Source organism: Nocardioides sp. (assembly GCF_030655615.1).
Taxonomy (GTDB): Bacteria; Actinomycetota; Actinomycetes; order Propionibacteriales; family Nocardioidaceae; genus Nocardioides.
This window is the reverse complement of the sequence record NZ_JAURVJ010000204.1, coordinates 1-24,728: the sequence shown is the minus strand read 5'-3', so window position 1 is coordinate 24,728 and position 24,728 is coordinate 1. Positions and strand designations below refer to the sequence as shown.

Genomic DNA, 24,728 nt, shown 5'->3' with positions numbered 1-24,728 from the left:
GCCGGGACCGCGACCGTCAGCGCACCCCGGCAGCGTGCAACCCGGCCCGCCGCCCGAAGAACGACCCCTCGCCGAGCTGGGTGCCGGAGCAGTAGCCCTTGCCGTCCTGGGCGAGGTTGGAGGCGCAGGCGCCGGCGGCGTAGAGGCCGGGTACGACGGACCCGTCGGCGCGCTGGACCTCGCCGTCCACACTGACCCGCAGCCCGCCGAGGGTGAACCCGGCGTAGATCGCCTTGCCGAGGGTGAGGTCGAAGACCGCCCACGGCCCGACGGCCTGCGGCGCGAGCCAGTCAGCGGACTTGTGGAAGTCGACGTCGTCCTGGGCCTCGGCGAGCTCGTTGTAGCGCTCGAGCGACTTCTGCACCGACCCGGCCGGCAGCTTCAGCGCGGTCTCGAGCTCCTCGATCGTCTCGTAGCCGTCGATGAGTGGGACGAGGGGGAACTTGGGGTACTCCACGTGCTCGCTGTCCACGACCAGGTAGGCCGCGTGGTCCTCCTGCTCCATCACGAACTGCGAGGTCCGCGAGTGGTAGCCGTCCTCGCCGCAGAACCGCTCGCCGGCCTTGTTGACGATGAACCCGAACATCAGCTTCGACGGCGGGTAGAACGGCGCGGTGATGAACGGCTCCTCCATGTGCTTGAGCTCGCCGCCCACCGAGGCCCCCAGCCGGATGCCCAGCCCGTCGTCGTAGGTCGACCCGAGCGTGAACGGCTTCTCGGCCAACGCCTGGGTGTGCTCGGCGACCATGTCGGGGTTCATCACGAACCCGCCGGCCGCGATCACCACCGCCGGCGCCAGGACGTAGCCGGTCTCGTCGAAGCAGCGCCAGGCCAGCCCGAGCACGTCGCCGTCGTCGGCTATCCCGTCGCCGACGACGAGGTGCGTGGCACCGGTCTCGTAGCGGACCTCGACCCCGGCCTCCTCGACGCGCTGGCGGAGCAGGTCCATCACCATCCTGGTGCCCTCGGTGTCGCCGGCGACCGGGACCTTGTGCCCGCGCGGGGCCGGCTGGGCGAGGGTCTTGAACGGCCACACCTTCTCGTTGCCGGTGAACATCAGCCCCTGGGTGCCGGGCTGGATCACCGCCTTCTCGGGGTAGTAGGACCGCTCGAACTCGAAGCCCAGCGCCTCGAGCCAGTCGAAGTGCGCCACCGAGCCCTCGCAGTAGGCCCGGATCTTGTCGGGCTCGGGCTCCTTGGACGCCGCGACCAGGTAGTCGTACATCGCCTCGACCGAGTCGTCGTGGCCCGTCGCCTGCTGGACCGCGGTGCCCGCGCCGAGGTAGAAGTGCCCGCCCGACATCGCCGACGTGCCGCCGTGGACGGCGGCCTTCTCCAGCAGCAGCACCCGCGCCCCGGCCCGCGCCGCCTCGAGCGCCGCGCAGCCGCCGGCGATGCCGAACCCCACCACCACCACGTCGTACGACGGTGCGTCGGCCGGGACGGACGAGGCGGGGACGGTCTCGGGGATCGCGGTACCACGGGCGGGGTCGGTGCTCACGACGGCGATTCTAGAACACGTTCTAGTCCGGCACGTCCTAACGTGCAGGCGTGCACTTCTCCGAGTACCAGATGCGCCTGGCGTCCTACGCCGTCATCGTCGACACCGACCACCCCGACGGCGACCGGATCCTCCTCGCCTGGTGGAACGGCGAGGGGGTCGGCACCCCCGGCTGGAGCCTCCCGGGCGGCGGCGTCGAGTTCGAGGAGCAACCCGACGAGGGTCTCGTCCGCGAGGTCAAGGAGGAGACCGGCTACGACGTCGCCGTCGGCGCCCCGATCACCGTGCACACCTGGAGCAACCCGCACGGCCGCCCCGACCGGCCGCTGCCCTTCAAGGCGGTCCGGGTGCTCTACGACGCCACGGTCGTCGGCGGCGAGCTCGGCACCCTGGAGGTCGGCGGGTCCACCGACCGTGCCGCGTGGGTGCCGATCGACACGCTCGACGACGAGCCCGGCGAGACCACCGAGGTCGTGCGGATCGCGGTCGCCGCCCACCGGCAGCGGCAGGCGCACTGAGCGACGTCAGCCGACCTGACGAGTCTCCTGCTGGGCCTCCTGCTGGGCCTCCTCGACCCGCTTCTTGACCCGACCCATGCCCGGCAGCCCACCGAGCAGCTCGTTGAGCTCGCGGGAGGCCGCGAGCAGGTCACCCAGGTCCGGCGACACCGAGGCGAGGGTGTCGAGCACCGGCAGCACGTCGTCCTGCACGCGCTCGACCAGGCCCGGCGCCGCGCGGACGAGGCGCAGCAGGGCGTCGACCTCGACGGGGGACACGGTGTCGGCCAGGCGCTCCAGCGCCGGCAGCAGCCGCACGACCGACGGCTCCACCAGGACGACGAGCGCGTCGGCCCGCGCGGCGGTCGCGTCGGCGCGCGCGACGACGTCGGCGGCCGCCGACCGGGTGCCCTCGATCCGCTCGACCAGGCCTCGCACCGTGGTGAGGAGACGCTCGGCCTCGCTCACGAGGCGCACGGCGCGAGGCAGCAGGCCGGCGAGCTCGCGCGGGTCCGGGACGGGAAGCCTCATCGATCGAACGTAGGCGCGGTGACGGTGGTCACGTCTCACCCCGGCGGCGCGGACGTCGTCTCAGCCCACCGCCGCAGGTCGATGCCGACCCGTCCGGACCGATAGACTCTCGATCCGCCACCCCATCCGAGAGGTGACAGTGTCCTTCGACGTCCACCAGCTCGACCTGTTCGTGCTGGTGGGGTCTGCGGTCACCCTGGCGGCGATCCTCGCCGTGCGGCTCTCGAGCCGCGCCGGGCTCCCCAGCCTGCTGATCTACCTGCTCATGGGCGTCGCCCTCGGCGAGGCCGGTGTCGGCATCGAGTTCGAGAACGCCGAGGTCGCGCACGCCCTCGGGTTCGCCGCCCTCGCGGTCATCCTGACCGAGGGTGGACTCACCACCAGCTGGCGCGAGGCCAAGCCGTCGATGCGGCTCGGGCTGTCGCTCGCCACCCTCGGCGTCGGCATCTCGGTGGGTGTGGTCGCGGTCGGCGCCCACTACGTGCTCGGCCTGCCGTGGGAGCTCGCGGTGCTGCTCGGCGCGGTCTGCTCGCCGACCGACGCGGCGGCGGTGTTCTCGGTGCTGCGCGTCGTCCCCCTGCCGCAGCGCCTGGTCGGCTCGCTCGAGGCCGAGTCGGGCCTCAACGACGCCCCCACGGTCGTCCTGGTCTCGCTCATCTCCACCGGCGCGGTCGCCGAGAGCGGCGTCCTCGGGATGCTCGGCACGATCGTGTTCGAGCTCGTGCTCGGCGTCGTGATGGGCCTCGCCATCGGCTTCGGCGGGGCCTGGGTGATGCGGCGGGTGGCGCTGCCGTCGTCCGGTCTCTACCCGCTCGCCGTCATCAGCCTCGCGTTCCTCGCCTACGGCGCCACCGTCGCCCTGCACGGCAGCGGGTTCGCCGCGATCTACGTCGCCGCCCTCGTCCTCGGCAACGCCGAGCTGCCGCACCGCCAGACCACCAAGTCGTTCGCCGAGGGCATTGCCTGGCTGGCCCAGATCGGCCTGTTCGTCATGCTCGGGCTGCTGCTCTCACCCGGGCGGATCTCCCTCGAGATCATCGGGACCGCACTGCTCGCCGGGCTGCTGCTGACCTTCGTCGCACGCCCCATCTCGGTCGTCGTCAGCAGCGTCGTCCAACCCATGCCCTGGCGTGAGCTGTCGTTCCTGTCCTGGGCCGGGCTGCGCGGGGCCGTCCCCATCGTCCTGACCACGATCCCGCTCAGCGAGGGGGTCGACGACGCCGAACGGCTCTTCGACATCGTCTTCGTCGTGGTCGTCGTCTACACGCTCATCACCGCGCCCTCGCTGCCCCTCGTGGCCCGGATCCTCCGGGTGACGCGGCGCTCGGAGCCGCGCGACCTCGACCTCGAGGCCGCGCCCCTCGAGCGCGTCCAGGCCGACCTGCTCCAGATCACCATCAGCCCCGTCTCCCGCCTCCACGGCGTCGAGGTCGGCGAGCTGCGGCTCCCCAAGGGTGCCTCGGTCTCCCTGGTCATCCGCGACGGCGAGACCCTCGTCCCCGAACGGCGTACGGTCCTGCGCCACGGCGACGACCTGCTCGTCGTCACCCCCCGCAAGCTGCGGGAGAAGACCGAGGACCGGCTCCGCCAGGTGAGCGCCAAGGGCCGCCTCGCCCAGTGGTTGCCCGACTGATCGAACGTGTCCCTGACCGGCACGGCGGACAGTCGGCCGTGGCGTGCGCCCGGTGGTCGCCTCCGGCTGTGGTCGGGGCGCCTGTGCCCGGAAGGGTCAACCCAGGGACGCGGGGCCGCAGACGGTGCCGTCCTTGGTCACCTTGACCTGGAAGCGGCCCTTGCGGACACCGGGGAACCGGTCGCCCACGACGACGGTGATGCCGGCCGTGCTGCTCTGGCGGTCGACGACCTTGACGCGGCCGCCGAGGTAGGTCGCCACCAGGCGTACGGCGGCCGTGCGGCCCCCGGGCGACCAGATCTGCGCCGACAGGATGTCGGGGTCGGCCTGGTTGGCGAGCTCGCCGCCGGCGAAGCCCTGCTCCTCGAGGTCGTCGAGGGTCTGGCGGGCCAGGCCGTTCTTGGTGCCGGCGTTGATCACGCTCACCGTGATCCCGCCGACGCGCAGCACGTCGCCCTTGCTCACGGCGGAGTCGACGCACACCGGCGGGTCCTCGTTCTCGGGGAACGGCTCCGACACGGCGTCGAGCCCCCGCGTCACCGCGAAGGCCAGCAGCAGGGCGAGGACGCCGAGCGTCACCGCCGTCCGGACGTAGCCCAGCACGCGCTCGTTCACGACGCTCCCGCCTCGGTCAGCCGGTGGACCCGGGCGTGCAGCACGTTGCGCTGGTGGAGCGCGGCGCGCAGGGCCCGGTGGAGGCCGTCCTCGAGGTAGAGCTCGTCGCGCCAGACGACGACGTGGGCGAAGAGGTCGCCGTAGAACGTGGAGTCCTCGTCGAGCAGCGCCGCCAGCTGCAGGGTGTCCTTGGTGGTCACCAGCTCGTCGAGGCGCACCTGCCGCGGCGGCAGCGCCGCCCAGGCGGCGGAGGTGAGGCCGTGGGCGGGGTAGGGACGCCCCTCGCCGACGCGCTTGAAGATCACCTCGGGAGTGTAAACGCCGCAGCGGCGCCCCCTATCCTCCTGGCATGACGAGCACCCCCGGTGAGGCCACGACCCCCGAGCCGTCCACCCCCGCCGCCCCGCCGACGGGCCCGGCCGCCGTACCCGCCGCCGCACCCGCTCCGGAGCCGGCGCCCGCCGTCCCGGACGCGGCCCCCGCTCCCACCCAGACCCCCCTCGAGGCGGCCGTCGCCGCGGGCTACGCGTTCGAGGGCCAGGCGCTCGAGCTCGGCGGGCTGATGGTCGACACCACCACGCTCTCGCCGGTCCACGTCCGCATCCCGCTCGCGATGCTCAACCGGCACGGCCTGGTCGCGGGCGCGACCGGCACCGGCAAGACCAAGACCCTCCAGCTGCTCGCCGAGCAGCTCAGCGCGGCCGGCGTCCCCGTGTTCGCCGCCGACATCAAGGGCGACCTGTCCGGCCTCGCGACGCCGGGCGCCGGCGGTGACAAGATCACCGCCCGGGCCGCGTCCGTCGGCCAGGCCTGGACCGCGACCGGCTTCCCGGTCGAGTACTACGCCCTCGGTGGCGAGGGCACCGGCATCCCGCTGCGCGTGACCATGTCGGCGTTCGGCCCGGTGCTGCTCAGCAAGGTGCTCGGCCTCAACGACACCCAGGAGTCGAGCCTCGGCCTCGTCTTCCACTACGCCGACCAGGCCGGCCTGCCGCTGCTCGACCTCGCCGACCTCCGCGCGGTCGTCGGCCACCTCACCAGCGACGAGGGCAAGCCCGAGCTCAAGGCGCTCGGCGGCCTGTCGTCGGCGACCGCGGGCGTGATCCTGCGCGAGCTCATCACGTTCCAGGACCAGGGGGCCGACGCGTTCTTCGGCGAGCCCGAGTTCGAGTCGGCCGACCTGCTGCAGGTCTCGGCCGACGGCAAGGGCCTCATCTCGCTGGTCGAGCTGCCCAACCTGCAGGACCGGCCGGCGATCTTCTCGACGTTCCTCATGTGGCTGCTGGCCGACCTGTTCCACGACCTGCCCGAGGTCGGTGACGTCGACCGCCCCAAGCTCGTCTTCTTCTTCGACGAGGCCCACCTGCTGTTCAACGACGCCTCGAAGTCGTTCCTCGACCAGATCGCCCAGACCGTGCGGCTCATCCGTTCCAAGGGCGTCGGCGTCTTCTTCGTCACCCAGAGCCCCACCGACGTGCCCGACGACGTCCTGGCCCAGCTCGGCTCGCGGATCCAGCACCAGCTGCGCGCCCACACGCCCAACGACGCCAAGGCCCTCAAGGCCACGGTCAACACCTATCCCGGCAGCGACTACGACGACCTCGGCGCCGTCATCACCAGCCTCGGCATCGGCGAGGCCGTCGTCACCGTGATGAACGAGCGCGGTGCGCCCACCCCGGTCGCGTGGACCCGGCTCCGGGCCCCCGAGTCGCTGATGGGCCCGAGCGACCCCGCGGCCATGGCCGCGACCGTGGCCGCCAGCCCGCGTCACGCCAAGTACGCCGAGGCCGTCGACCGCGAGAGCGCGCGGGAGAAGCTCGCGGCGCGCCTCGAGGCCGGCACGAAGAAGGCCGAGGCGGAGGCTGCCGCCAAGGCCGAGGCCAAGGCGGAGGCCAAGACGGGCGGACAGGCGCCGGCCAGGAAGCCGGCGGCCAAGAAGGCGAAGGAGAAGGACGGCATGGTCGAGCAGGTGGTGAGGTCCAGCGCGTTCAAGGACTTCATGCGCACCGCGACCCGTGAGGTCGTACGCGGGATGTTCAAGACCGGACGGCGCTGAGCGTCAGCACGACGGTCTCAGCAGACACCGAGGCCACGCCGTGCGTGACGGCGTGGCCTCGCTGCGGGGGGAGGGTGGTCTGGTCGGGGTCTGGTCGTCGGGGGAGGGTCAGGCGGTCCAGCGGACGGACTCGTCGACGAAGTCGGCAAGGGCATGGACACCGCGGAGGTCGGTCCGCTCGTCCATGAGGCGGACCACGCTCTGGGAGTGGCGGGTCTTGAGGGCAACGCGGGCGGCGCGACGCTGATCGAGCGTGGCGGCCTCCTGCTTCTCGTTCTCAGTCATGAGCCAAGAGTGCGGTTCCAACTTCTCGCGAAGGTTGACCACGGGTTACATCCACGTCTCATGTGCAGGTGATCTGCCTTACGTTGCTGCCGTGACCACCCTCGATGACCTGATCGCCGTCCACGACATCAGCCAGCTCAAGTACCGCTACCTGCGCTCGCTGGACTCCAAGGACTGGGACTCCTTCGCCGACTGCTTCGTCCCCGAGGCCACCGGCGACTACAACGGCCTCGTCTTCGCCGACCGGGCCGCGCTGGTCGACTACATGCGCCAGAACCTCGGCGAGGGCCTGCTCACCCTCCACCAGGTCCACCACCCCGAGATCACCGTCGACGGCGACACCGCCGTCGGCCACTGGTACCTCCAGGACCGCGTGGTCGTCGAGGCCTTCCAGTTCATGCTCGAGGGCGCGTCGTTCTACGAGGACCGCTACGTCCGTACGCCGGACGGCTGGCGGGTCACCCACACCGGCTACCGGCGTACCCACGAGATCCACTACAACCTCGCCGACCTCCCGCACCTCAAGGTCACCGGCCCCGGCGCACACCTGCACTAACCACGTTGGTCGCGGACCGACCGCCGCGCGCCGCGGGCTCTGAGTGTGGTGGGGCGCCTGTGCCCGGGCGCCGCCGCCCCCACGGTGGTCCTCTAGGCCGCCCGCGGCCGTCTCGAGACCCCTAGAGGGAGGGGTCCTGCCAGGCGGTCTGGACGACCTCGACGCCGCGCTCGCGGGTGATGAGGCGGCCGCGGCCGGGGGGCATCGGGGTGGGGCGGAGGTTGCCGAGGAGGGGGCCCTCGTCGGGGGAGCCCGAGAGCATCAGCTGCGGCATGGCCAGGTCGCGGATCGACTGGATGACCGGCTCGTAGAGCGCGCGCGACGCGCCGCCGGAGCGGCGCGCCACCATCACGTGGAGGCCGACGTCGCGGGCCTGGGCGAGCAGCGGCTGGAGCAGGGCGACGGGGGAGTTCTGCTGGGTGGCCACCAGGTCGTAGTCGTCGACGACCACGAACACCTCGGCCCCGGTCCACCAGGACCGGTTGCGCAGCTGCTCGGGGGTGACGTCGGGGCCGGGGATGCGGCTCTCGAGGTAGGCAGCGAGGTCCTTGATCGCCGGCTGCGCCTGGGTGGCGGAGGTGAGGTAGTTGAGGAGGTAGTCCTCCGGGACCTCGCCCAGCAGCGAGCGCCGGTAGTCGACGACGACGAGCTGGGCCTCCTTGGGCGTCCGGGTACGCATCACCTCGTGGCAGTGCGCCCGCAGGAACGCGCTCTTGCCCGAGCCGCCGTCGCCCAGCAGCAGCAGGTGCGGCTGGGTGTCGGGGTCGAGGGAGACGGGGGCGAGCTCCTTCTCGTTGATGCCGACGTGGAGCCGCCGGGCGGCCGGGCTGTCGGCGTCGTCGGTGACCCCGGCCATCTCGAGGATGCGGTCGAGCTCGATGTGGTCGGGCAGGAGCCGCAGCTTGGGTCCGGTCGGGCCCGTCCACGCGGCGGTGACGCGGGCGATGAGGGCCTCGACGCCGTCGCCGAGGGTCTCGGCGCTGGCCTCGCCGTCGATGCGCGGCAGCGCGCCGAGGAAGTGGAGCTTGCCGGGCACCAGCCCGCGTCCCGGGCGGCCGGTGGGGACCAGTGCTGCGACCTTGCGGTCGATCTCGGAGTCCATCGAGTCACCGAGCTTGAGCTCGAGCCGGGTGCCGAGCAGGTCGCGCATGGCGGCCCTGAAGTCGTTCCACCGCGCCGCGCCGGTGAGGATGTGCAGGCCGAAGGTCAGGCCGCGCGAGGCCAGCACCTGCAGCGACATCTCGAGGTCGTCGAAGTCGGAGCGCAGCGTGCTCCAGCCGTCGACGACGAGGAAGACGTCGCCGTAGCCGTCGTCGGCCCGGCCCTGGGCCCGGCGGCTGCGGTAGGTCTCGATCGAGTCGATGCCGTTGGCGCGGAAGTAGGCCTCGCGCCGGTCGACGACGCCCTGCACCTCGGCCGCGATCCGGCGTACGACGTCGGGCTCGCTGCGCGTCCCCACGCCGGCGACGTGGGGCAGCGACGCCAGGGGCGCGAAGGTGCCGCCGCCGAAGTCGAGCACGAAGAACTGCGACTCCAGCGGGGTCGTGGTGAGCGACATGCTCACGACCAGCGAGCGCAGCATCGTGCTCTTGCCGCTGCGCGGGCCGCCGACGATCGCGACGTGGCCCGCCGCGCCGCTGAGGTTGAGCGTGAGGGTGTCGCGGCGCTGCTCGCGCGGCCGGTCGACGGTGCCGACCGGCACCACGAGGCCGCCGAGGGCCCGCCACTGCGGGGAGACGAGGCCGAGGGTGGGGTCCTCGGTGAGGTCGCCCATCAGCTGGTCGATGGTGTCGGGCTGGTCGAGCGGCGGCAGCCACACGGCGTGCGCCGTCGCGCCCTGGCCCTCCATGTGGTCGACCGCGACGTCGAGCAGCGACTCCTGCGACTCGGTCGGCGTCGGGGCCGCCACCTCGACGGGCTCGGGCTCGGTCTCCAGCGAGAGCACCTCGGAGATGGTGAACGGCAGGATGCCGCGGACGTGGCCGCCCTCGTCGCGGGGCACCTGGCGGCGGCCGGTGGCCGGCGGACCCGAGACGTAGGCGGCCTTGAAGCGCGTCATCGTCGTCGGGTCGGGCTTGAGGTAGCCGAGCCCGGGCACGGCGGGGAGCTCGTAGGCGTCGGGCACGCCGAGCACGGCCCGCGACTCCTGGGCGCTGAAGGTCCGCAGCCCGATCCGGTAGGACAGGTGGGACTCCAGCCCGCGGAGCCGGCCCTCCTCGAGCCGCTGCGAGGCGAGCAGCAGGTGCAGGCCCAGCGAGCGGCCGAGCCGGCCGATCGCGACGAACAGGTCGATGAACTCGGGCTTGGCCGACAGCATCTCGGAGAACTCGTCGACGACGATGAAGAGCGACGGGAGCGGTGCGAGGTCCTCGCCCGCGGCCCGGGCCTTCTCGTAGTCGCGGATCGAGGCGAAGTTGCCGGCCTCGCGGAGCAGCTCCTGGCGGCGGACCATCTCGCCCGACAGGGCGTCCTGCATGCGGTCGACGAGGGTGAGCTCGTTGGCGAGGTTGGTGATGACGGCCGAGACGTGCGGCATCTCCGACATCCCGGCGAAGGTCGCGCCGCCCTTGAAGTCGACGAGCACCATGTTGAGCTGCTCGGGGGAGTGGGTCATCGCCAGGCCGAGCACCAGGGTCCGGAGGAACTCCGACTTGCCGGAGCCGGTCGCGCCGATCACCAGGCCGTGCGGGCCCATGCCCTGCTGGGCGGACTCCTTGATGTCGAGGTGGACCATGCCGCCGCTCTCGCCCAGCCCGATCGGCACCCGGAGCCGGTCGCGCGCCGGGCGCGGGCGCCAGGCCGTGTGGGGGTCGAACGTGCGGACTTCGCCCAGGCCGAGCAGGTCCATGAAGTCGGACGGGCCGGTGATCTCGCCGGGGGTGCCGGAGTCGGCGGGTCCGGCGACGGTCACGTTGTAGAGCGGGGTGAGCCGCCGCGCGAACGCCTCGGCGGTCGCGGCGTCGCACTGGTCGGCCTTGGCCCGGATCGGGTCCTCGCGCAGCCGGATCGCCTCGACCGGGACGAACCCGGAGGCGTCGGCCTCGCCGTGCAGCTGGAGCCGGAGCCGGGTGGCGTCCTCGAGCTCCATCCACCGCGTCGGCAGGTCGAGCAGGGTGACCCCGTGCAGCCCGTCCGGGGGTACGACGTGGTTGCCCGGCGGCAGCTCGACCCCGTCGGTGACCAGCAGGATGTGCGGCGAGGCCGGGCGCTCGTCCGCGCCGAAGCGCGGCCGGTCGCTGAGGTCGGGCGGCAGCAGGGCCGCGAGGTCGCTCAGGGACGTGGTGACCATCCGCATCGGCCCGACCGCGTCGGTCTGCTCCTGGCTCAGGGCGTGCGGCAGCCACTTGACCCAGTCCCAGTGGGCGAGGTGCTCGTCGGACGACAGCACCGCGAGCACCAGGTTGTCGGGAGACTGGAACGCCGTGGCCGAGCAGATGATGGCCCGGGCCAGGGCCCGCGCCTGCTCCTCCTCGCCGCAGACCTCGATCCGGTCGAAGGCGCGCAGGTCGATGGACGCCGGCAGGTCGGGCTGGGTGCGGTGCACCACGAGGAGCCGGTGCAGCGCGGAGGCGGCCGCCGGGTCGACGTCGTCGATGGGCGCGCTCTCGGGAGGCACCAGCTCGAGGGCGAGCGGCTGGGAGCAGAGCCCGTAGCGCACCTGGAGGAACCGGGCGTCGGTCGTGTGGTGCTCCCAGACCCGCGTCCGCTCCTCGGCGAGCGAGGGCAGCGCCGACGGGTCGGGGTGGTGCCAGGTGAGGGCGCGGCGCTGCTGGGCGGCCGCCTCGCGGGCGACCTTGCGCACGCTGGACAGGTAGCGGAGGTACTCCGTGCGCGAGCCGGTGACCTGCTGGCTGCGCTGCTTACGCTGCCGGTCGATCTGCACGATGATGAAGCCGAGCGTGGCGAAGAGGAACATGCCGGCCGCGAGGAAGCTCCGGCTGCTGCCGGACCCGCCGCCCGCGCCGCCGCCCCGGCTGATCGTCGCGACCAGCACGATCGACCCGAGGCTGCCCAGCATCGGGATCGCGTTCATCGCGATCCCGGCGGCGCCCTCGCTGGGCTGGATCTGCGGCGGGGGCTGGAGCACGAGCTGGCCGCTCGGCATCTCGGGCTGCTCGACCCGTCCGCCGCGGATCGTCGGCTGCGCGCCGCTCGCCGCCGCCGCGCCCGTCGCGCTCGACATGATGCTCACTGGGTCCGCCCACCGTCGCCGTGCTGATCTGCTCGCGGCCGGTCGCCGCGGCTCACCGATGATAGAGACGCGGTCAGGCGGGTACTGTGCCCGCCCAGGGGCCGCCCCGCCCCGCAGCCCTCAGGCCACGGGAGGTCCGGTGAGCGGTACGACGCGTGCCGGCGACGTGGTGTCCGTGAGCGTCCACGGCCCGGTCGGGGTGCTCGACCTGCACGTGCCGGCCGCGGCCTCGGGTGCCGACGTGGCCAGGGAGTACTCACGTCAGGCCAACCTCCCCTCGGTGCCGTCGCTCTACACACGCCTGGGCCAGGCGCTGCCGATGGAGGCCTCGCTGGCCGACTCGGGCGTGGTCACGGGCACGGTGCTGGTGGCGACCGTGCCGGGTGGCCCGGCCGGTCCTGGCGCCGGTCACGGCCCAGCCGCCCCTCGCCGGGTCCGGCGCGCCGAGCGGCCCACCCGCCGCCTCGAGCCCGGGGCGCTCTCGACCCTGTGGTGCCTCGTCGCGGTCGTCGCGGCGGTGCTCGCCGGCTGGCTCGCGTCGGGCCTGCCCGAGTCGTCCGACCTGCGCGACGTGGCGGTCGCGGTGCTCGTCGCGGTGGCCGTGGTCGGGGTCCTGCCGGTCGGCCCGCTGGCGCGGCACCGCGTGCTGGCCGTCCCGGCGTACGCCGGCGCGGCGGCCTACGTCGTCGCGTGGGACCCCGCACCCGAGCGCTTCCCGACCATCCTCGGCGTGGCGTGCCTCGCCGCCGCCGTGACCGCGGCCGTGGCCCGCGCCCTCGACCAGCCCGGCGAGGAGGGCCTGCGTGTCTGGATGATCGCGGGGGTCTCGGTGTTCGTCGGCACGACCCTGGCCGCGCTCGCCGACGTCGACGCCCAGGTCGTCTGGGCGGTCGCGCTGGTGGTGGCGATGCTGGCCTCGCGGTTCGTGCCGGTGCTGGCCGTCGACGTGCCCGACCAGTACCTCCTCGACGTCGAACGACTGGCCGTGACCGCCTGGTCGGCGCGGGACCGTCCCACGGGTCGTCGCGGCCGGATCCTGGTGCCGCGCGGGGCCGTCGCCGACGTCGCGGCCCGGGGCAGCCGCACCGTCACCGCGGCCTGCGTCGCCATCCTCGTCGTCGCCACCGTGTCGGCCGTGATGCTCCTGCGCGAGACCTCGGTGTGGGTCGACGTCCTCGGCGCCCGGCTCGAGGTGGGCCTGGCCGGCGCCGCCCTGCTGCTGGCCGCCCGCAGCTATCGCCACGCCGCCGCTCGGGCGCTCCTGCGCGCCGCCGGGCTCGCGTGCTGGCTCACCCTCCTCGTCGGCTGGGTCGTCACCGGCGACACCGGGTGGGCGACCGCCGTCTCGTCGCTCTCCATCGGCCTCGGCGCCCTGCTCGTGCTGGTCGCGGTGGCCCTCGGCCGCGGGTGGCGCTCGGCGTGGTGGTCGCGCCGTGCCGAGATCGCCGAGAGCGTGTGCGGTGCTCTCGCCATGGGCTCGGTCGTCGTGGCGGCCGGGATCTTCCGTCTCCTGTGGGAATTGACAGGCTGAGGTTTGCGGCTTTTTGGGTCGGGTAACAACCTCGACGTCCCGCTCCTGACGTGAGCGGAGTAGGAGAACCCGATCCCATCACCCACTCATGGAGCGGCGAGCAGCCGCCCAGTCTAAGGAGAAGGCGACATGTCGAACGCCGCTGCAGAGTACGGCCAAGGCGAAGGCACTCTGACCCGCGCCGCCGGCCTGGTCTCGGACGCCCGTGCTGACTTCACCACGATCAGCTCGCGTCTCACCGACCAGATCTCGGCCGTCCAGGGCAAGTGGGGAGGACAGGGCGCCTCCGCGTTCTTCGTCCTCCACCAGGCCTGGACCGAGAAGCAGAACACCATCGTCGGGGCCCTCGACGAGTTCGCCCAGTCCCTCACGGTGACCGAGCAGACCAACACCTCCAACGACGACGACCAGAGCGCGACCTTCGGCCGCCTGTCCGGTCGCCTCGGCTGACCACCCCACGGACCGAAGGAGACAGACAGATGAACCTCGACGGAATCCGCGTCAACCACAGCGCGCTCGAGCACGCCGCCGCCGACATGCAGCAGACGGTGAAGGACATCGACGACCGGCTCAACCGGCTCGAGTCCGAGCTGCAGCCGCTGCGCAACGACTGGGCCGGTAACGCCCAGCAGTCCTACACCGTCGCCAAGGGCAAGTGGGACACCGCCATCCAGGAGATGAAGGACCTGCTCAACGAGACCCACACCTCGGTGACGCAGTCCAACCTCGACTACCAGGCGGCCGACGCCAAGGGCGCCGCCCAGTTCGGCGGCTGACCACGTCTCGTGGCCCGTTCGCGGGTCCTCGAAGGGGCCGACACCTACCCGGTGTCGGTCCCTTCGCCGGTGTCAGGATGATCACCGGATGACGCAGGGGTCGAGCACGACGAGGGAGCAACGATGAGCCAAGCGCCGGTCGGCACCTCCGGGTTGGTACGCGTCACGGTCGCCTCCGGCACCCGCCGGGTCGACCTGGTGCTGCCCGGAGCCGTGCCCGTCGCCGAGCTGGTGCCCGAGCTCGCCCGCAGTGTCGGGCTGCTCGACTCCGCCACCGTCTACGGCGGCTACAAGCTGGTGACCTCCGAGGGTCGGCGGCTCGCCGGCGACTCCGGGCTCACCCTCCAGGGCGTCGACGACGGCTCGGTGATCACGGTGATCGCGGGCATCGACGACCCGGTGCCGCCCGTCTACGACGACGTCGTCGAGGCGATGACCGACGTCGTGGAGCACGAGCTCAAGCCCTGGGCGCCCGAGTCAGGTCGGCGCACGGCGCTGACCGCCGCGACCCTGCTGCTGGCGCTCGGCGCCGTCGCGCTGCTGGTGCAGTCCTCGCCCGGCTCCTCGCTCCCGGCCTACGCCGCCGCGGTGGTCGCGTTCGCGCTCACCGCCGGTGCCATCGTGCTGTCGCGCGCCCAGCAGGAGCCCGAGGCTGCGGTCACCGTCGCCTGGATCGCGGGCGGCTACGCCGTCGCCGCGGCCGTCATGTTCACCGACGGAGAGGCCCTCTACGGCAACCGCGCGGCCGCGGCCGGAGCAGCGCTCGCGGTCGTCGGCCTGGTCTGCCTCGTCGGGCTCGGCGCCGGACGCACGCTGGTCATCCCCGCCGTCGTGGTCGGCGCGGTGCTGGGCGTCTGCGGCCTGGCCGTCGAGGGCACCGACGCCGATCCCGAGGTCCTGCTCAGCTGCGTCCTCGCCTTCGTCGTGCTGGTCGGCAGCGTGTTCCCCTGGCTCGCCCTCGGTGTCACGAGCACCACGGTCGACCAGCTCTACTCCGCCGCCGACATCACCGCCGACCCCGACGACGTCGACCCGGGCCGGGTGGCGGCCGACGCACGGGTCGCGCACGAGATCCTCATCGCCATCTCCGCGACGGTCGGCATCCTGCTGGTCGTCACCGCCAGGCTCGCGGTCGACCTCGGCATCTACGGCACCCTGATGGCCGTGGTGGCCTGCCTGGTCGTCATGCTCCGTACCCGGCAGTACCGCACCGGCTCCGAGGTCCTCGTCGGGCTCGGGTCGGGCATCATCGGGCTGGTCGCCGTGGCGGTCGCGGTGCTCTACCGCTGGCCCTCGTGGCAGCCGACCCTGGCCGTCGTCCTGGCGGGCGGGGGAGCGGCGCTGCTGGCCCTCACCCTGCTGCCGTCGGGCCCGTCCGTACGCCGGGGGCGGTTCGGGGACGTCCTCGAGACGCTCTCGCTCGTCGCCCTGCTGCCGCTGCTGGTGCTGGCCATCGGGCTCAGCGACAAGATCAAGGTCTGAGCCGGGTGGCCACCAAGAAGGACCTCGTAGAGGCCTACTCCTTCAGCCGCCGGCGGCTGGTGACGGCGTTCGTCTCCGGCGCCCCGGGCGGCCGCGAGGTCGAGCCCAGCCGGCCCGGTCGTGCCGTCGTCGGCGGCCTCGCCCTCGCCGTGCTGCTGGTCGCCGCCGGCGCCGTGCTCGGCATCCTCAAGTCGCCCACGTCGATCGACTGGGGCGAGGAGGGCCTCGTCAGCGAGAAGGAGTCGGGCGCGGTCTACCTCAACCTGCTCAAGCCCGACGGGTCCGGCGACAACGAGCTGCGTCCGCTGGCCAACATCACCTCCGCGATGCTCATCTTCGGCTCCGGGGTCCGGGCCGACCGGGTGCCCCACGACGAGATCGCCGACCAGGACCCCGGAGCCCCGATCGGCATCCTGGGCGCCCCGCAGACCCCTCCCGACCCCGACAAGCTCGTGCAGACCGGGTGGACCGCGTGTCTCGGCGTGGTGACCGGCGCCGAGGAGCCCACGGGGGTCAAGGTCGAGCTGCGGGCCGAGCCCGCCGTGACCGACGACCCCGGCCTCGTCACCGCCGTGGAGACCTCGAGCGGCGTCTTCGTCGTCGCCCAGTCCGCCAACGGGGGCTACGAGCGGGGCGAGCGGGCCTACGCCTACCCGGTGCCCGGCAAGGCCGGTCGTGGCCGGCTGCTGCAGGCGTTGACCGGTGAGGGCAGCCCGGCCCGCGTCCCCGACACCTGGGTGACCCTGTTCCCGGCCGGGGGCGACCTCGCGCTGTCGTCGTTCGGCATCCCCGACGACCGGTTCGGCACGGCCCCCGACGTCGACCCCGGTGCCCCGGGCGCCCGGGTCGGCGACCAGCTGCTCGTCGACGACGACGTCTACCTGGTGACCCCCGACCGCGTCGTCGAGCTCGACGCCTTCGCCACCGCGGTGTTCCGCGGCCTCGAGTACCCCGCCCGGAAGGAGTCCGAGCGGATCACCCTCGACCAGGCCCCGGCCTCCGTCATGACCACGCGCGACCTCCCCGACGCCGCCCGGTGGCCCACCGAGGTGCGCGACACCCGGCCCGTCGGCCAGCTGTGTGCGCGCCTCGACGTCGAGGCCGACAAGCCGGGCGTCGTGCTGGCGACCGCCGACGACCTCAGCACCGCGTCGGCCGCCGAGGTCGACTTCGGCGACACCGAGATCGCGGTCGAGTCGGGGCGCGGCGCCTTCGTCTACTCCGGCGACTGGGAGGAGGGCGGCGACACCAGCGGGTTCCTGGTCGACCCCCGCGGCCTGGCCTACCCGGTCGGTCCCGGCCAGGAGCGCGACCAGCTCGGCTACGGGCCCGACGTGGTCCCCGACGTCGTCGTCCCCAACGCCTGGATCGAGCTGCTCCCCGCCGGCGTACCGCTGACGATCGACGCGGCCCGGTGCCCGCCGACCTCCGACCAGGAGAGCACGTGCTCGTGAGCCGGCGGCTGCTCGCGACCTCCGCGGCCTGCGCGCTGTCGTGGGGCACGCTCGTCGTGGTCGGCGCCGCGCCGGCCCCCGCCGCCGACGAGGTCGACGACTGCACGCAGGTCGACGCCGCCGACACCCTCCCGACCAGCCCGCCCACCGACCCGAGCGCACCGCTCGTGGCGCTCCAGGTCAGCCAGGCCCACGACCTCGTGCGCCGGCTCACCGGCGGTCGCGAGCCCGGCGCCGGCGTACGGGTCGCCGTCATCGACTCCGGGGTCACCGGCGCCGCGATCGACGAGGACGGCGCCGGCTTCCAGGCGCCGCCCGACCTGAGCGCCACCTCGACGCCGACCTACTGGCACGGCACGGCCATGGGCGGGGTCATCGCCGGCGACGAGCTCGCCGACGGCCGACTCGTGGGCATCGCTCCCGGCGCGACCGTCTTCGACGCCCGGGTCTACGACACCGACGACCCCGACGCGGGCGGGTCCGACGACGACCTCAAGCTCCTCACGGAGCGGGGCCTCGTCGCGGGTCTCGAGGCCGTGGCCGAGGTGGCCGGCGACGGTCCCGGCCAGGTGCAGGTCGTCAACGTCTCGCTGGTCGTCCGCGACGGCAGCCCGGAGCTCGAGGCGGCGGTCCGCAAGGTGACCGCCACGGGCGCGATCGTCGTGGCGTCCGCCGGCAACCGCGACCTCGCCGACGGTGCCGACGGTGCCGACGGTGCCGACGGCGGGTCGTCCTACTCGCCGGGCGAGGACGCGGGCGACACCTGGTTCCCGGCCGGCTACGCCAAGGACGACCCCCTCGTGGTGGCGGTCGGCACCACGACCGACCCCGCCGACGAGGGTGCCGACGAGGGTGGCGACACCACGCCCGCCGGGCTGCTGAGCTCGGCGATCGACGTCGTGGTGCCGACCTACGGCGCCCTGTCCTACGGCATCAACGCCGAGCCCTGCCTGGTGCTCGGGTCGTCGACCTCGGTCGCGGCCGCCGAGGTCTCCGGCATCCTCGCCCTGCTGGCCTCGGCCTATCCCGACGCCACCTCCGAGGAGCTCGTCGCGCGGCTCGAGACCACCGCGACCGGCGGCGCGCCCGCGGCCGAGGGCAGCCCCGACAAGTACGTCGGCCGCGGCATCGTGCAGCCGCTCGACGCCCTGACCCGCCCGCTCCCGTCGAGCCCGGCCACCAGCGCCGAGCGCGAGGACCCGGCCGTCCCGGCGACCCTGCCGGTCGCCGAGCCCGACGTCCTCTCGGGCACCCGGCGCAACGCCGTGTGGTGGGGCCTGTTCGGCGGTGGGGCGCTCGCGGTCGCGCTGCTGCTGCGGCCGGTGCTGTCGCGCCGGCGCAGGCTCGACGACTGACCCTGCGACTGATCCCGCGACTGATCCCACGACTGATCCCACGACTGACACCGCGGTCGGAGGTGGGCCACAGGGCGGGCACAGAGCCGGTGGCGACCGTGGGTCCATGGACGCACAGACCACGCAGGAAGAGGCCCAGCCGACGCCGCGGCGCCGGCTGGGCCGCCGCTCGGTCCTGGTCGGCGGTCTCGCCACGCTGCTCACCGCCGGCACCGCCGGGGCCTGGGCCCTCGACGAGTACGTCGTCGACCACGTCGAGGTCGCGGACGCGACGGCGTACGAGCAGGCGTCGGGGAGTACCGGCACGACCCTCGACACGGCTGAGGCCGTGGCGACGGACGACAGCTGGAGCGCCGACGGCACCACCATCAGGGTGCGCAAGGTCGAGACCGGGTCCGGGGACGACACGGTCACCTACTTCGTCGCCGACCTCACCCTCACCGACGCGACCGTGCTGCGCACGGGGTTCGCCAACAACCAGTTCGGCGCCAACATCGTCGAGAACACCTCGTCGATCGCGGAGGACCGCGGGGCCGTCTTCGCCGTCAACGGCGACTACTACGGGTTCCGCGACACCGGCATCGAGATCCGCAACGGCACGATCTACCGCGCCGACGGCGCCCGCGAGGGGCTCGTCCTCTATGACGACGGGCGTGCGGAGATCTACGACGAGACGGCGACGACGGCCGAGCAGCTCCTCGCCGACGGCGCCTGGACCACGTTGTCCTTCGGCCCGCCCCTGGTGAGGGACGGGGAGGTCGTGGACGGCATCGACCAGGTCGAGATCGACACCAACTTCGGCAACCACTCCATCCAGGGCGAGCAGCCGCGCACCGCGATCGGGGTCGTCGACGCCGACCACGTGGTCGTCGTCGTCGTCGACGGTCGCGACACCGGCTACAGCCGCGGCGTCACCCTCCCGGAGCTCGCCGAGATCATGCGGGGCCTCGGGGCGCGGACGGCCTACAACCTCGACGGTGGCGGCTCCTCGACCATGTGGTTCCAGGGCGAGGTGGTCAACCGGCCGAGCAACGACGGCGAGCGCGGTGTCTCCGACGTCCTCTACGTCGGCGGCTGAGATGTACGTCGTCATCCCGGCCTACCAGCCGACGCCGCTGCTGCCCGAGCTCGTCACCTCGCTCGTCGAGGCCCGCCCCGCGATCGAGGTCCTCGTCGTCGACGACGGCAGCGACACCGCGTGCGCGCCGGTCTTCGCCGCGTGCGAGGCCGCCGGCGCCCGGGTCCTGCGGCTCTCCGTCAACCGGGGCAAGGGCGCGGCCCTGCGGGCGGCGTTCACCCACCTCCGCGACGTCCGTGCCTCCGGGCCGGTCGTCACCGCGGACGCCGACGGGCAGCACGCGGTCGCCGACGTGCTCGCCGTCGCCGACGCGGTGGACGAGACCCCGGGCGCCGCCCGGCACCTGGTCCTCGGCCAGCGTGACCTCGAGGGCGACGTACCCCTGCGGAGCCGGTTCGGCAACGGCGTCACCCGGATGATGTTCCGGGCTGCGACCGGCCGCCGCCTCCTCGACACCCAGACCGGGCTGCGCGGGGTCCCGTCGTCCTTGCTGCCCTGGCTGACGACCCTGCGCGGCGACCGCTACGAGTACGAGCTCGTGATGCTCCTCCAGGCCGCCCGTCACCGCATCGACCTGCGCAGCGTGCCGATCCGGACGATCTACCTCGACGACAACGCCTCGTCGCACTTCCGCCCGGTCGCCGACTCGGTGCGCATCTATGCGCCGCTGCTGACCTTCGTCGGCACGTCGCTGGCGGGGTTCGTCGTCGACACCGTGCTGCTGATGGGGCTGCACGCCCTGCTCGGCGTGCTGCTCCCGGCGGTCGTCCTGGCGCGGGTCGCCAGCGCGTCGCTCAACTTCACGCTCAACCGGCGACTGGTCTTCCCGGACGGCGACGGGACCGACGGGACCGACGGGACCGGCGGGACCGGCGGCGAGCGACGGTGGTCGGCCGCGGGCCGCTACGCCGGGCTGGCGGCGGGGCTGCTCGCCGCCAACTACCTGCTCCTGGCGACGCTCTACGCCGCGGGTATGCCGCTGCTGGCGGCGAAGCTCGTCACCGAGCTGGTGCTGGTGACCACGAGCTATGTCGTGCAGGCCCGGTTCGTGTTCGCCCACCGCCGGCGGGCGGAGACGGTGCCGGCCCATACCGCCGCTCGTTGGTAGAACGGCACCATGACGCGACTCCGTGTGGACGACTCGGCCTCGGTCCCGGACGGAGTCGAGGTGTGGCCGCTGTACGACGCCGTCTTCGCCGACCACCCCGACCTCGCGTCGTGGCGCGAGGGCGTCTGGGACCGGCACCGGGTCCGCGACGGGTTCCGGCTCGCCCGCGCCCACCGCGACGACGAGCTCGTCGGGTTCGCCTACGGCTATACGGGCGAGCCCGGTCAGTGGTGGACCGACCAGGCGCGCGGCGTCCTGCCGCCGGAGGTCGCCGACCGGTGGGTGGGCGGGCACTTCGAGCTGGTCTCGGTCGGCGTGGCCTCCTCCGCCCGCGGATGCGGGGTGGGCCGCGAGCTGGTGCGGTCGCTGTGCCGCGACCTGCCCCACGAACGTCTGCTGCTCATGACGACCGCCGACCCGGCAGACCCGGCCAGGCGTCTCTACGACTCCGAGGGGTGGCGGGTGCTCGGCCGCGGCATCGGCTCGGCGACCGTGATCATGGGACGTCTGGGTGACGGTGCGGTGCTGTCCTGAGGCGGGGCGAGGACCGGAGCACGGCCGAGCGACGGGAAGTGGACGGTGGGGGCACACCGACGGATCACGGGTCTGACCACGTTGGCCGTGCTGCTCGCAGCGTGCAGTGGCACGACCGACGACGAGGTCGTCGATCCCTCGCACGAGGCGAGGGACGAGCTGTCGCTGCACGGCGACCAGTTCTGTCCGTCGATCCTTCCGAGAGCGCCCAGGGAGACCTACGGGTTCGGCACGGGCGAGCGTGCGACCGAGCTCCCGTCGTTCCCGACGATCGACGAGGCGTGGCTCTGCACCTACGAGAGCCGCGACGTCGCGCCGGCGGGATCGAACGGTGCGTGGCTCGAGTGGGCCAGGGAGGGAGAGCCGCGTCAGCTCAGCCCCGACGAGGTCGCCTCGTTCTCGGACGACCTGCGCAGCCTGGAGCCGCTCGACGACGGTGACCTCGTCTGCGACGCCGACCTCGGCCCTCGTTTCGTGGTGTCCTTCGCCCGGGAGGGCGACCTCACCGGCGTCGTCGTCGACGACCACGGCTGTGGCTCGGTCCGCCTCACGGACGATCCCTTCGTGACGGTCCCCGGCGACGCCTCGCAGCCTGGGACGGTCACCGGCCTGCTGGTGCGGCCAGCGGGGCTGCTCGCCGCCCTCGGGGTCGGGCGCGACCGCCCGGCGTCGTGACCCCGGTCCCTGTCCCCGCCCGGTGGTCCCGTGTCAGGGCGGTGGGAGCACGTCGGCCCGGCGCTGGCCGAGGTCGAGCCGCAGCAGTCGGCCGGCGAGGTCGGCCGCCGGGCCGAGGAGCACGATGACCGCGACCGTCCCGCCGCCCACCGTGGCGCCGAGGAGCCAGCCGCCCAGCGCGCCCCCGCCCTGCACGACGCTGTAGCTCCAGCGGAAGGGCACGGGCGGGTCCCACGCCAGCGCGGCCGCCTCGGTCGGTCCGGCACCCGTCTGGCTGCCGAGGTAGGCGGCGATCCCGACGGCCAGCACCGGGAACGCGGCCGCCAGCAGGGCCACCTGGCCGAGCAGCGTGCCAGGGGTCTCGAGGACCGCGAGCATCGCGGAGACGGTCACCCCGACCACGGCCACCTGCACCACGGTGCCCACGCCGGGGTAGACCCGGCGCGAGGCCGCGACCAGCAGGAACGGCACGCCGACCATGGCGTTGGCCGTCCAGAACGAGATGCCGAGCGACTCAGCGATCCCGTTGACGAGCGTCGAGTAGCCGTCGGACCCGAGGTCGGCGCTCAGGAGCATCGCGACGCCCGTCCCGAGGACGACGCACCCCACGACGAGCAGGACGAGCCGTGCCGGGGAGACGACCACGACCAGCAACCTACTGGCCGGCCGCCTCGACCGGTCCGTCAGCGCCGGGGCGCAGCTCCATCCGGTGCTCGGGTGGCTCGTCGGCCGACCACCCGTCGGGCACGCCCCGGTCGACGAACCCCAGGCGCTCGTAGGCCGCGCGGGCCCGGGCGTTGTCGCTGCGGACCATCAGGTACGTCGACCGACCCTGCCGTTCGGCCCACCCCACCACCGCGGTGATCAGGGCCTGGGCCACCCCGGTGCCGCGCACCGACGGGTCGACCCACATCGAGATCAGCTCGGCCCACGACTCCCCGTGCACCTGCCCGCTGACCACGCCCACGTCACGCACCACACGCCCGTCGTGCCCGTCGTGCCCGTCGTGCCCGTCGCGGGCGACCAGGGTCAGGGGCACGTCGGTCAGCCGGCGTCGCCAGCGCTCCTCGGAGGCGTCGCGCCAGTCGTCGTGGCTCGACCCGAACGCCGACGGCGCGTCGGCGAGCGACGCCAGCCGCACGGTGCGGAACCGGACCCAGTCGTCGGGACCGACGCGCACGATGTCCACCCGTCGAACCTACGACACCGACCTCGGGGTCGTCGCCCCGGACGGCGGGAAGTGTCGGACGCCGGCCCCGACGAGAAGTCGGGAACCGGCGTCCTGGCACGAGCTGGCGGAGGATAGGGGATTCGAACCCCTGAGGGCTTTCACACCCAACCCGCTTTCCAAGCGAGCGCCATAGGCCACTAGGCGAATCCTCCGCGGAGGAGCGTACCCGTCGGGGAACGGCGGCGACCAATCGCCTATGCTCGGGGTCAACCCCCCGTGTGGCGGCACCTCGCCCAACTCCCCCAGGGCCGGAAGGCAGCAAGGGTAAGTGAGCTCTGTCGGGTGCGCGGGGGGCCTCTTCCTTTTTCGTGGCCCCTCGGCCCGGCTACCGGCTGTCGGTGCCCGTGGTTAGGGTCGGGCACGTGGACTCACCGCTCGCGCTCTACCGCCGCTACCGGCCCGAGACCTTCGCCGAGGTCATCGGCCAGGAGCACGTCACCGAGCCCCTGCGCGCCGCGCTGAGCAACAACCGGGTCAACCACGCCTACCTCTTCTCCGGCCCCCGCGGCTGCGGCAAGACGACGTCGGCGCGCATCCTCGCGCGGGCACTCAACTGCGCGGTCGCACCGGTCGCCGACCCGTGCGGCGAGTGCGACAGCTGCCGTGAGCTGGCCCGCGGCGGGTCGGGGTCGATCGACGTGATCGAGATCGACGCGGCCTCCCACGGCGGCGTCGACGACGCCCGTGACCTGCGCGAGAAGGCGTTCTTCGCCCCGGTCCGCGACCGCTACAAGGTCTACATCATCGACGAGGCCCACATGGTCACGACGCAGGGCTTCAACGCCCTGCTCAAGCTCGTCGAGGAGCCGCCGCCCCACTTGCGCTTCATCTTCGCGACCACCGAGCCCGACAAGGTGATCCCGACCATCCGGTCGCGCACCCACCACTACCCCTTCCGGCTGATCCCGCCGCGCTCCCTGTCGGCCTACCTCACCGAGCTCTGCGAGCGCGAGGGCGTCGCCATCGAGGCGGCCGCGCTGCCGCTCGTCGTCCGGGCCGGCGCCGGCTCGGCCCGCGACACCCTGTCGGTGCTCGACCAGCTCCTCGGCGGCGCCGGGGCCGACGGCGTCACCTACGACCTGGCGAGCGGGCTCCTGGGCTACACCCCCGACACGCTGCTCGACGAGGTGGTCGACGCGTTCGCCGCGGGCGACGGCGCGTCGGTCTTCGGCGTGGTCGACAAGGTGATCGAGACCGGCCAGGACCCCCGCCGCTTCACCGAGGACCTCCTGCGCCGGCTGCGCGACCTCGTCATCATCGCCGCGGTGCCCGACGCCCCGGCGACGGGCCTCATCGACGTCGCCGTCGACCAGGGCGAGCGGCTGGTGGCCCAGGCGTCCCGGTTCGGCCGGGCCGACCTCAGCCGCGCCGCCGACCTCGTGGCCGTCGGACTGACCGAGATGCGTGGGGCCACCGCGCCCCGGCTGCTGCTCGAGCTCATCTGTGCACGCGTCCTGCTCCCCGGCGCCGACCACTCCACCCACGGCGTCCAGGCCCGCCTCGACCGGCTCGAGCGGCGCGCCGCGATCACGCTGCCGTCCGACGGCGTCACCGTGCAGGCGCCGACCCCGCCGGCCGCCCAGCCCGCCCCGGCGCCGATCCCCGCCGCCGCGCCCGAGCCGGTGGCCGTGCCGACCC

23 protein-coding genes, 1 tRNA gene and 1 other RNA gene are annotated in these 24,728 nt (G+C 73.3%); 16 read left to right on the top strand and 9 right to left on the bottom strand.

Annotated features, from left to right (window positions below; all coding sequences use genetic code 11):
* Positions 1 to 16: 16 nt before the first annotated feature.
* Entirely contained in the window at positions 17 to 1,501 is a 1,485-nt protein-coding gene (locus tag Q7T52_RS17350) for an FAD-binding protein (RefSeq protein WP_304804687.1), read from the bottom strand.
* A 50-nt stretch (positions 1,502 to 1,551) separates the two neighbouring features.
* On the opposite strand from Q7T52_RS17350, the gene Q7T52_RS17345 reads away from it, so the two are divergent.
* The gene (locus tag Q7T52_RS17345) at positions 1,552 to 2,019 is read left to right on the top strand and encodes an NUDIX hydrolase (protein ID WP_304804685.1); all 468 of its coding nucleotides are present in this window, start codon (positions 1,552 to 1,554) and stop codon (positions 2,017 to 2,019) included.
* 6 nt (positions 2,020 to 2,025) lie between these two features.
* On the opposite strand, the gene Q7T52_RS17340 is transcribed toward Q7T52_RS17345, so the two are convergent.
* Positions 2,026 to 2,529, bottom strand: a complete 504-nt coding sequence (locus Q7T52_RS17340; protein ID WP_304804684.1) for a hypothetical protein — start codon at positions 2,527 to 2,529, stop codon at positions 2,026 to 2,028.
* Between the two features lie 139 nt (positions 2,530 to 2,668).
* Here Q7T52_RS17340 and Q7T52_RS17335 point away from each other — a divergent pair, with 139 nt between their 5' ends.
* Positions 2,669 to 4,162: a potassium/proton antiporter gene (locus Q7T52_RS17335; RefSeq protein ID WP_304804682.1), complete on the top strand. Its 1,494-nt coding sequence runs from the start codon at positions 2,669 to 2,671 to the stop codon at positions 4,160 to 4,162.
* A 96-nt stretch (positions 4,163 to 4,258) separates the two neighbouring features.
* Here the strand turns inward: Q7T52_RS17335 and Q7T52_RS17330 are convergent, their stop codons facing one another.
* Positions 4,259 to 4,777, bottom strand: a complete 519-nt coding sequence (locus Q7T52_RS17330) for a LytR C-terminal domain-containing protein (protein ID WP_304804681.1) — start codon at positions 4,775 to 4,777, stop codon at positions 4,259 to 4,261.
* A complete protein-coding gene (locus tag Q7T52_RS17325; RefSeq protein ID WP_304804680.1) occupies positions 4,774 to 5,082 on the bottom strand; it encodes a type II toxin-antitoxin system VapB family antitoxin in 309 nt (102 codons plus the stop codon). Before Q7T52_RS17325 ends, Q7T52_RS17330 begins: the two co-directional genes overlap by 4 nt.
* A gap of 44 nt (positions 5,083 to 5,126) precedes the next feature.
* On the opposite strand from Q7T52_RS17325, the gene Q7T52_RS17320 reads away from it, so the two are divergent.
* The gene (locus Q7T52_RS17320; RefSeq protein ID WP_304804678.1) at positions 5,127 to 6,833 is read left to right on the top strand and encodes a helicase HerA-like domain-containing protein; all 1,707 of its coding nucleotides are present in this window, start codon (positions 5,127 to 5,129) and stop codon (positions 6,831 to 6,833) included.
* Between the two features lie 108 nt (positions 6,834 to 6,941).
* Here the strand turns inward: Q7T52_RS17320 and Q7T52_RS17315 are convergent, their stop codons facing one another.
* A complete protein-coding gene (locus tag Q7T52_RS17315; protein WP_304804677.1) occupies positions 6,942 to 7,118 on the bottom strand; it encodes a hypothetical protein in 177 nt (58 codons plus the stop codon).
* Positions 7,119 to 7,209: 91 nt separating this feature from the next.
* Between Q7T52_RS17315 and Q7T52_RS17310 the strand changes: the two genes are divergently transcribed.
* Complete coding sequence (locus tag Q7T52_RS17310) at positions 7,210 to 7,674, top strand: nuclear transport factor 2 family protein (protein ID WP_304804676.1); 465 nt, start codon at positions 7,210 to 7,212, stop codon at positions 7,672 to 7,674.
* Between the two features lie 121 nt (positions 7,675 to 7,795).
* Here the strand turns inward: Q7T52_RS17310 and eccCa are convergent, their stop codons facing one another.
* Positions 7,796 to 11,857, bottom strand: coding sequence for a type VII secretion protein EccCa (eccCa, locus tag Q7T52_RS17305; protein WP_304804674.1), 4,062 nt, complete (start codon positions 11,855 to 11,857; stop codon positions 7,796 to 7,798).
* A 184-nt stretch (positions 11,858 to 12,041) separates the two neighbouring features.
* Here eccCa and Q7T52_RS17300 point away from each other — a divergent pair, with 184 nt between their 5' ends.
* The 10 genes from Q7T52_RS17300 (at position 12,042) to Q7T52_RS17255 (ending at position 21,859) form a co-directional block, all read left to right on the top strand.
* Complete coding sequence (locus Q7T52_RS17300; protein ID WP_304804673.1) at positions 12,042 to 13,397, top strand: hypothetical protein; 1,356 nt, start codon at positions 12,042 to 12,044, stop codon at positions 13,395 to 13,397.
* A gap of 129 nt (positions 13,398 to 13,526) precedes the next feature.
* A complete protein-coding gene (locus Q7T52_RS17295) occupies positions 13,527 to 13,847 on the top strand; it encodes a WXG100 family type VII secretion target (protein ID WP_304804672.1) in 321 nt (106 codons plus the stop codon).
* Positions 13,848 to 13,876: 29 nt separating this feature from the next.
* Complete coding sequence (locus Q7T52_RS17290; protein WP_304804670.1) at positions 13,877 to 14,173, top strand: WXG100 family type VII secretion target; 297 nt, start codon at positions 13,877 to 13,879, stop codon at positions 14,171 to 14,173.
* 123 nt (positions 14,174 to 14,296) lie between these two features.
* Entirely contained in the window at positions 14,297 to 15,655 is a 1,359-nt protein-coding gene (gene eccD, locus Q7T52_RS17285) for a type VII secretion integral membrane protein EccD (RefSeq protein WP_304804669.1), read from the top strand.
* A 5-nt stretch (positions 15,656 to 15,660) separates the two neighbouring features.
* Entirely contained in the window at positions 15,661 to 17,109 is a 1,449-nt protein-coding gene (locus Q7T52_RS17280) for a type VII secretion protein EccB (RefSeq protein WP_304804667.1), read from the top strand.
* Positions 17,100 to 18,464 (top strand): S8 family serine peptidase, encoded by a 1,365-nt coding sequence (locus Q7T52_RS17275; protein WP_304804666.1) that lies wholly within the window; start codon positions 17,100 to 17,102, stop codon positions 18,462 to 18,464. The genes Q7T52_RS17280 and Q7T52_RS17275 overlap by 10 nt, the downstream gene beginning before the upstream one ends.
* Before the next feature lie 106 nt (positions 18,465 to 18,570).
* A complete protein-coding gene (locus Q7T52_RS17270) occupies positions 18,571 to 19,542 on the top strand; it encodes a phosphodiester glycosidase family protein (protein WP_304804665.1) in 972 nt (323 codons plus the stop codon).
* 1 nt (position 19,543) lies between these two features.
* A complete protein-coding gene (locus Q7T52_RS17265) occupies positions 19,544 to 20,650 on the top strand; it encodes a glycosyltransferase (RefSeq protein ID WP_304804663.1) in 1,107 nt (368 codons plus the stop codon).
* 9 nt (positions 20,651 to 20,659) lie between these two features.
* Positions 20,660 to 21,184, top strand: a complete 525-nt coding sequence (locus tag Q7T52_RS17260; RefSeq protein WP_304804662.1) for a GNAT family N-acetyltransferase — start codon at positions 20,660 to 20,662, stop codon at positions 21,182 to 21,184.
* An 87-nt stretch (positions 21,185 to 21,271) separates the two neighbouring features.
* Complete coding sequence (locus Q7T52_RS17255) at positions 21,272 to 21,859, top strand: hypothetical protein (RefSeq protein ID WP_304804661.1); 588 nt, start codon at positions 21,272 to 21,274, stop codon at positions 21,857 to 21,859.
* 33 nt (positions 21,860 to 21,892) lie between these two features.
* On the opposite strand, the gene Q7T52_RS17250 is transcribed toward Q7T52_RS17255, so the two are convergent.
* The 3 genes from Q7T52_RS17250 to Q7T52_RS17240 form a co-directional block, all read right to left on the bottom strand.
* Complete coding sequence (locus Q7T52_RS17250) at positions 21,893 to 22,504, bottom strand: hypothetical protein (RefSeq protein ID WP_304804660.1); 612 nt, start codon at positions 22,502 to 22,504, stop codon at positions 21,893 to 21,895.
* Positions 22,505 to 22,514: 10 nt separating this feature from the next.
* The gene (locus Q7T52_RS17245; RefSeq protein ID WP_304804659.1) at positions 22,515 to 23,048 is read right to left on the bottom strand and encodes an N-acetyltransferase; all 534 of its coding nucleotides are present in this window, start codon (positions 23,046 to 23,048) and stop codon (positions 22,515 to 22,517) included.
* Positions 23,049 to 23,152: 104 nt separating this feature from the next.
* Positions 23,153 to 23,242: transfer RNA gene (locus Q7T52_RS17240), tRNA-Ser, on the bottom strand.
* Positions 23,243 to 23,298: 56 nt separating this feature from the next.
* On the opposite strand from Q7T52_RS17240, the gene ffs reads away from it, so the two are divergent.
* Both ffs and Q7T52_RS17230 read left to right on the top strand, forming a co-directional pair.
* An RNA gene (ffs, locus tag Q7T52_RS17235) (signal recognition particle sRNA small type) lies at positions 23,299 to 23,389 on the top strand.
* Between the two features lie 63 nt (positions 23,390 to 23,452).
* On the top strand, positions 23,453 to 24,728 hold a 1,276-nt coding region (locus Q7T52_RS17230), incomplete at its 3' end, for a DNA polymerase III subunit gamma and tau (protein ID WP_304804658.1).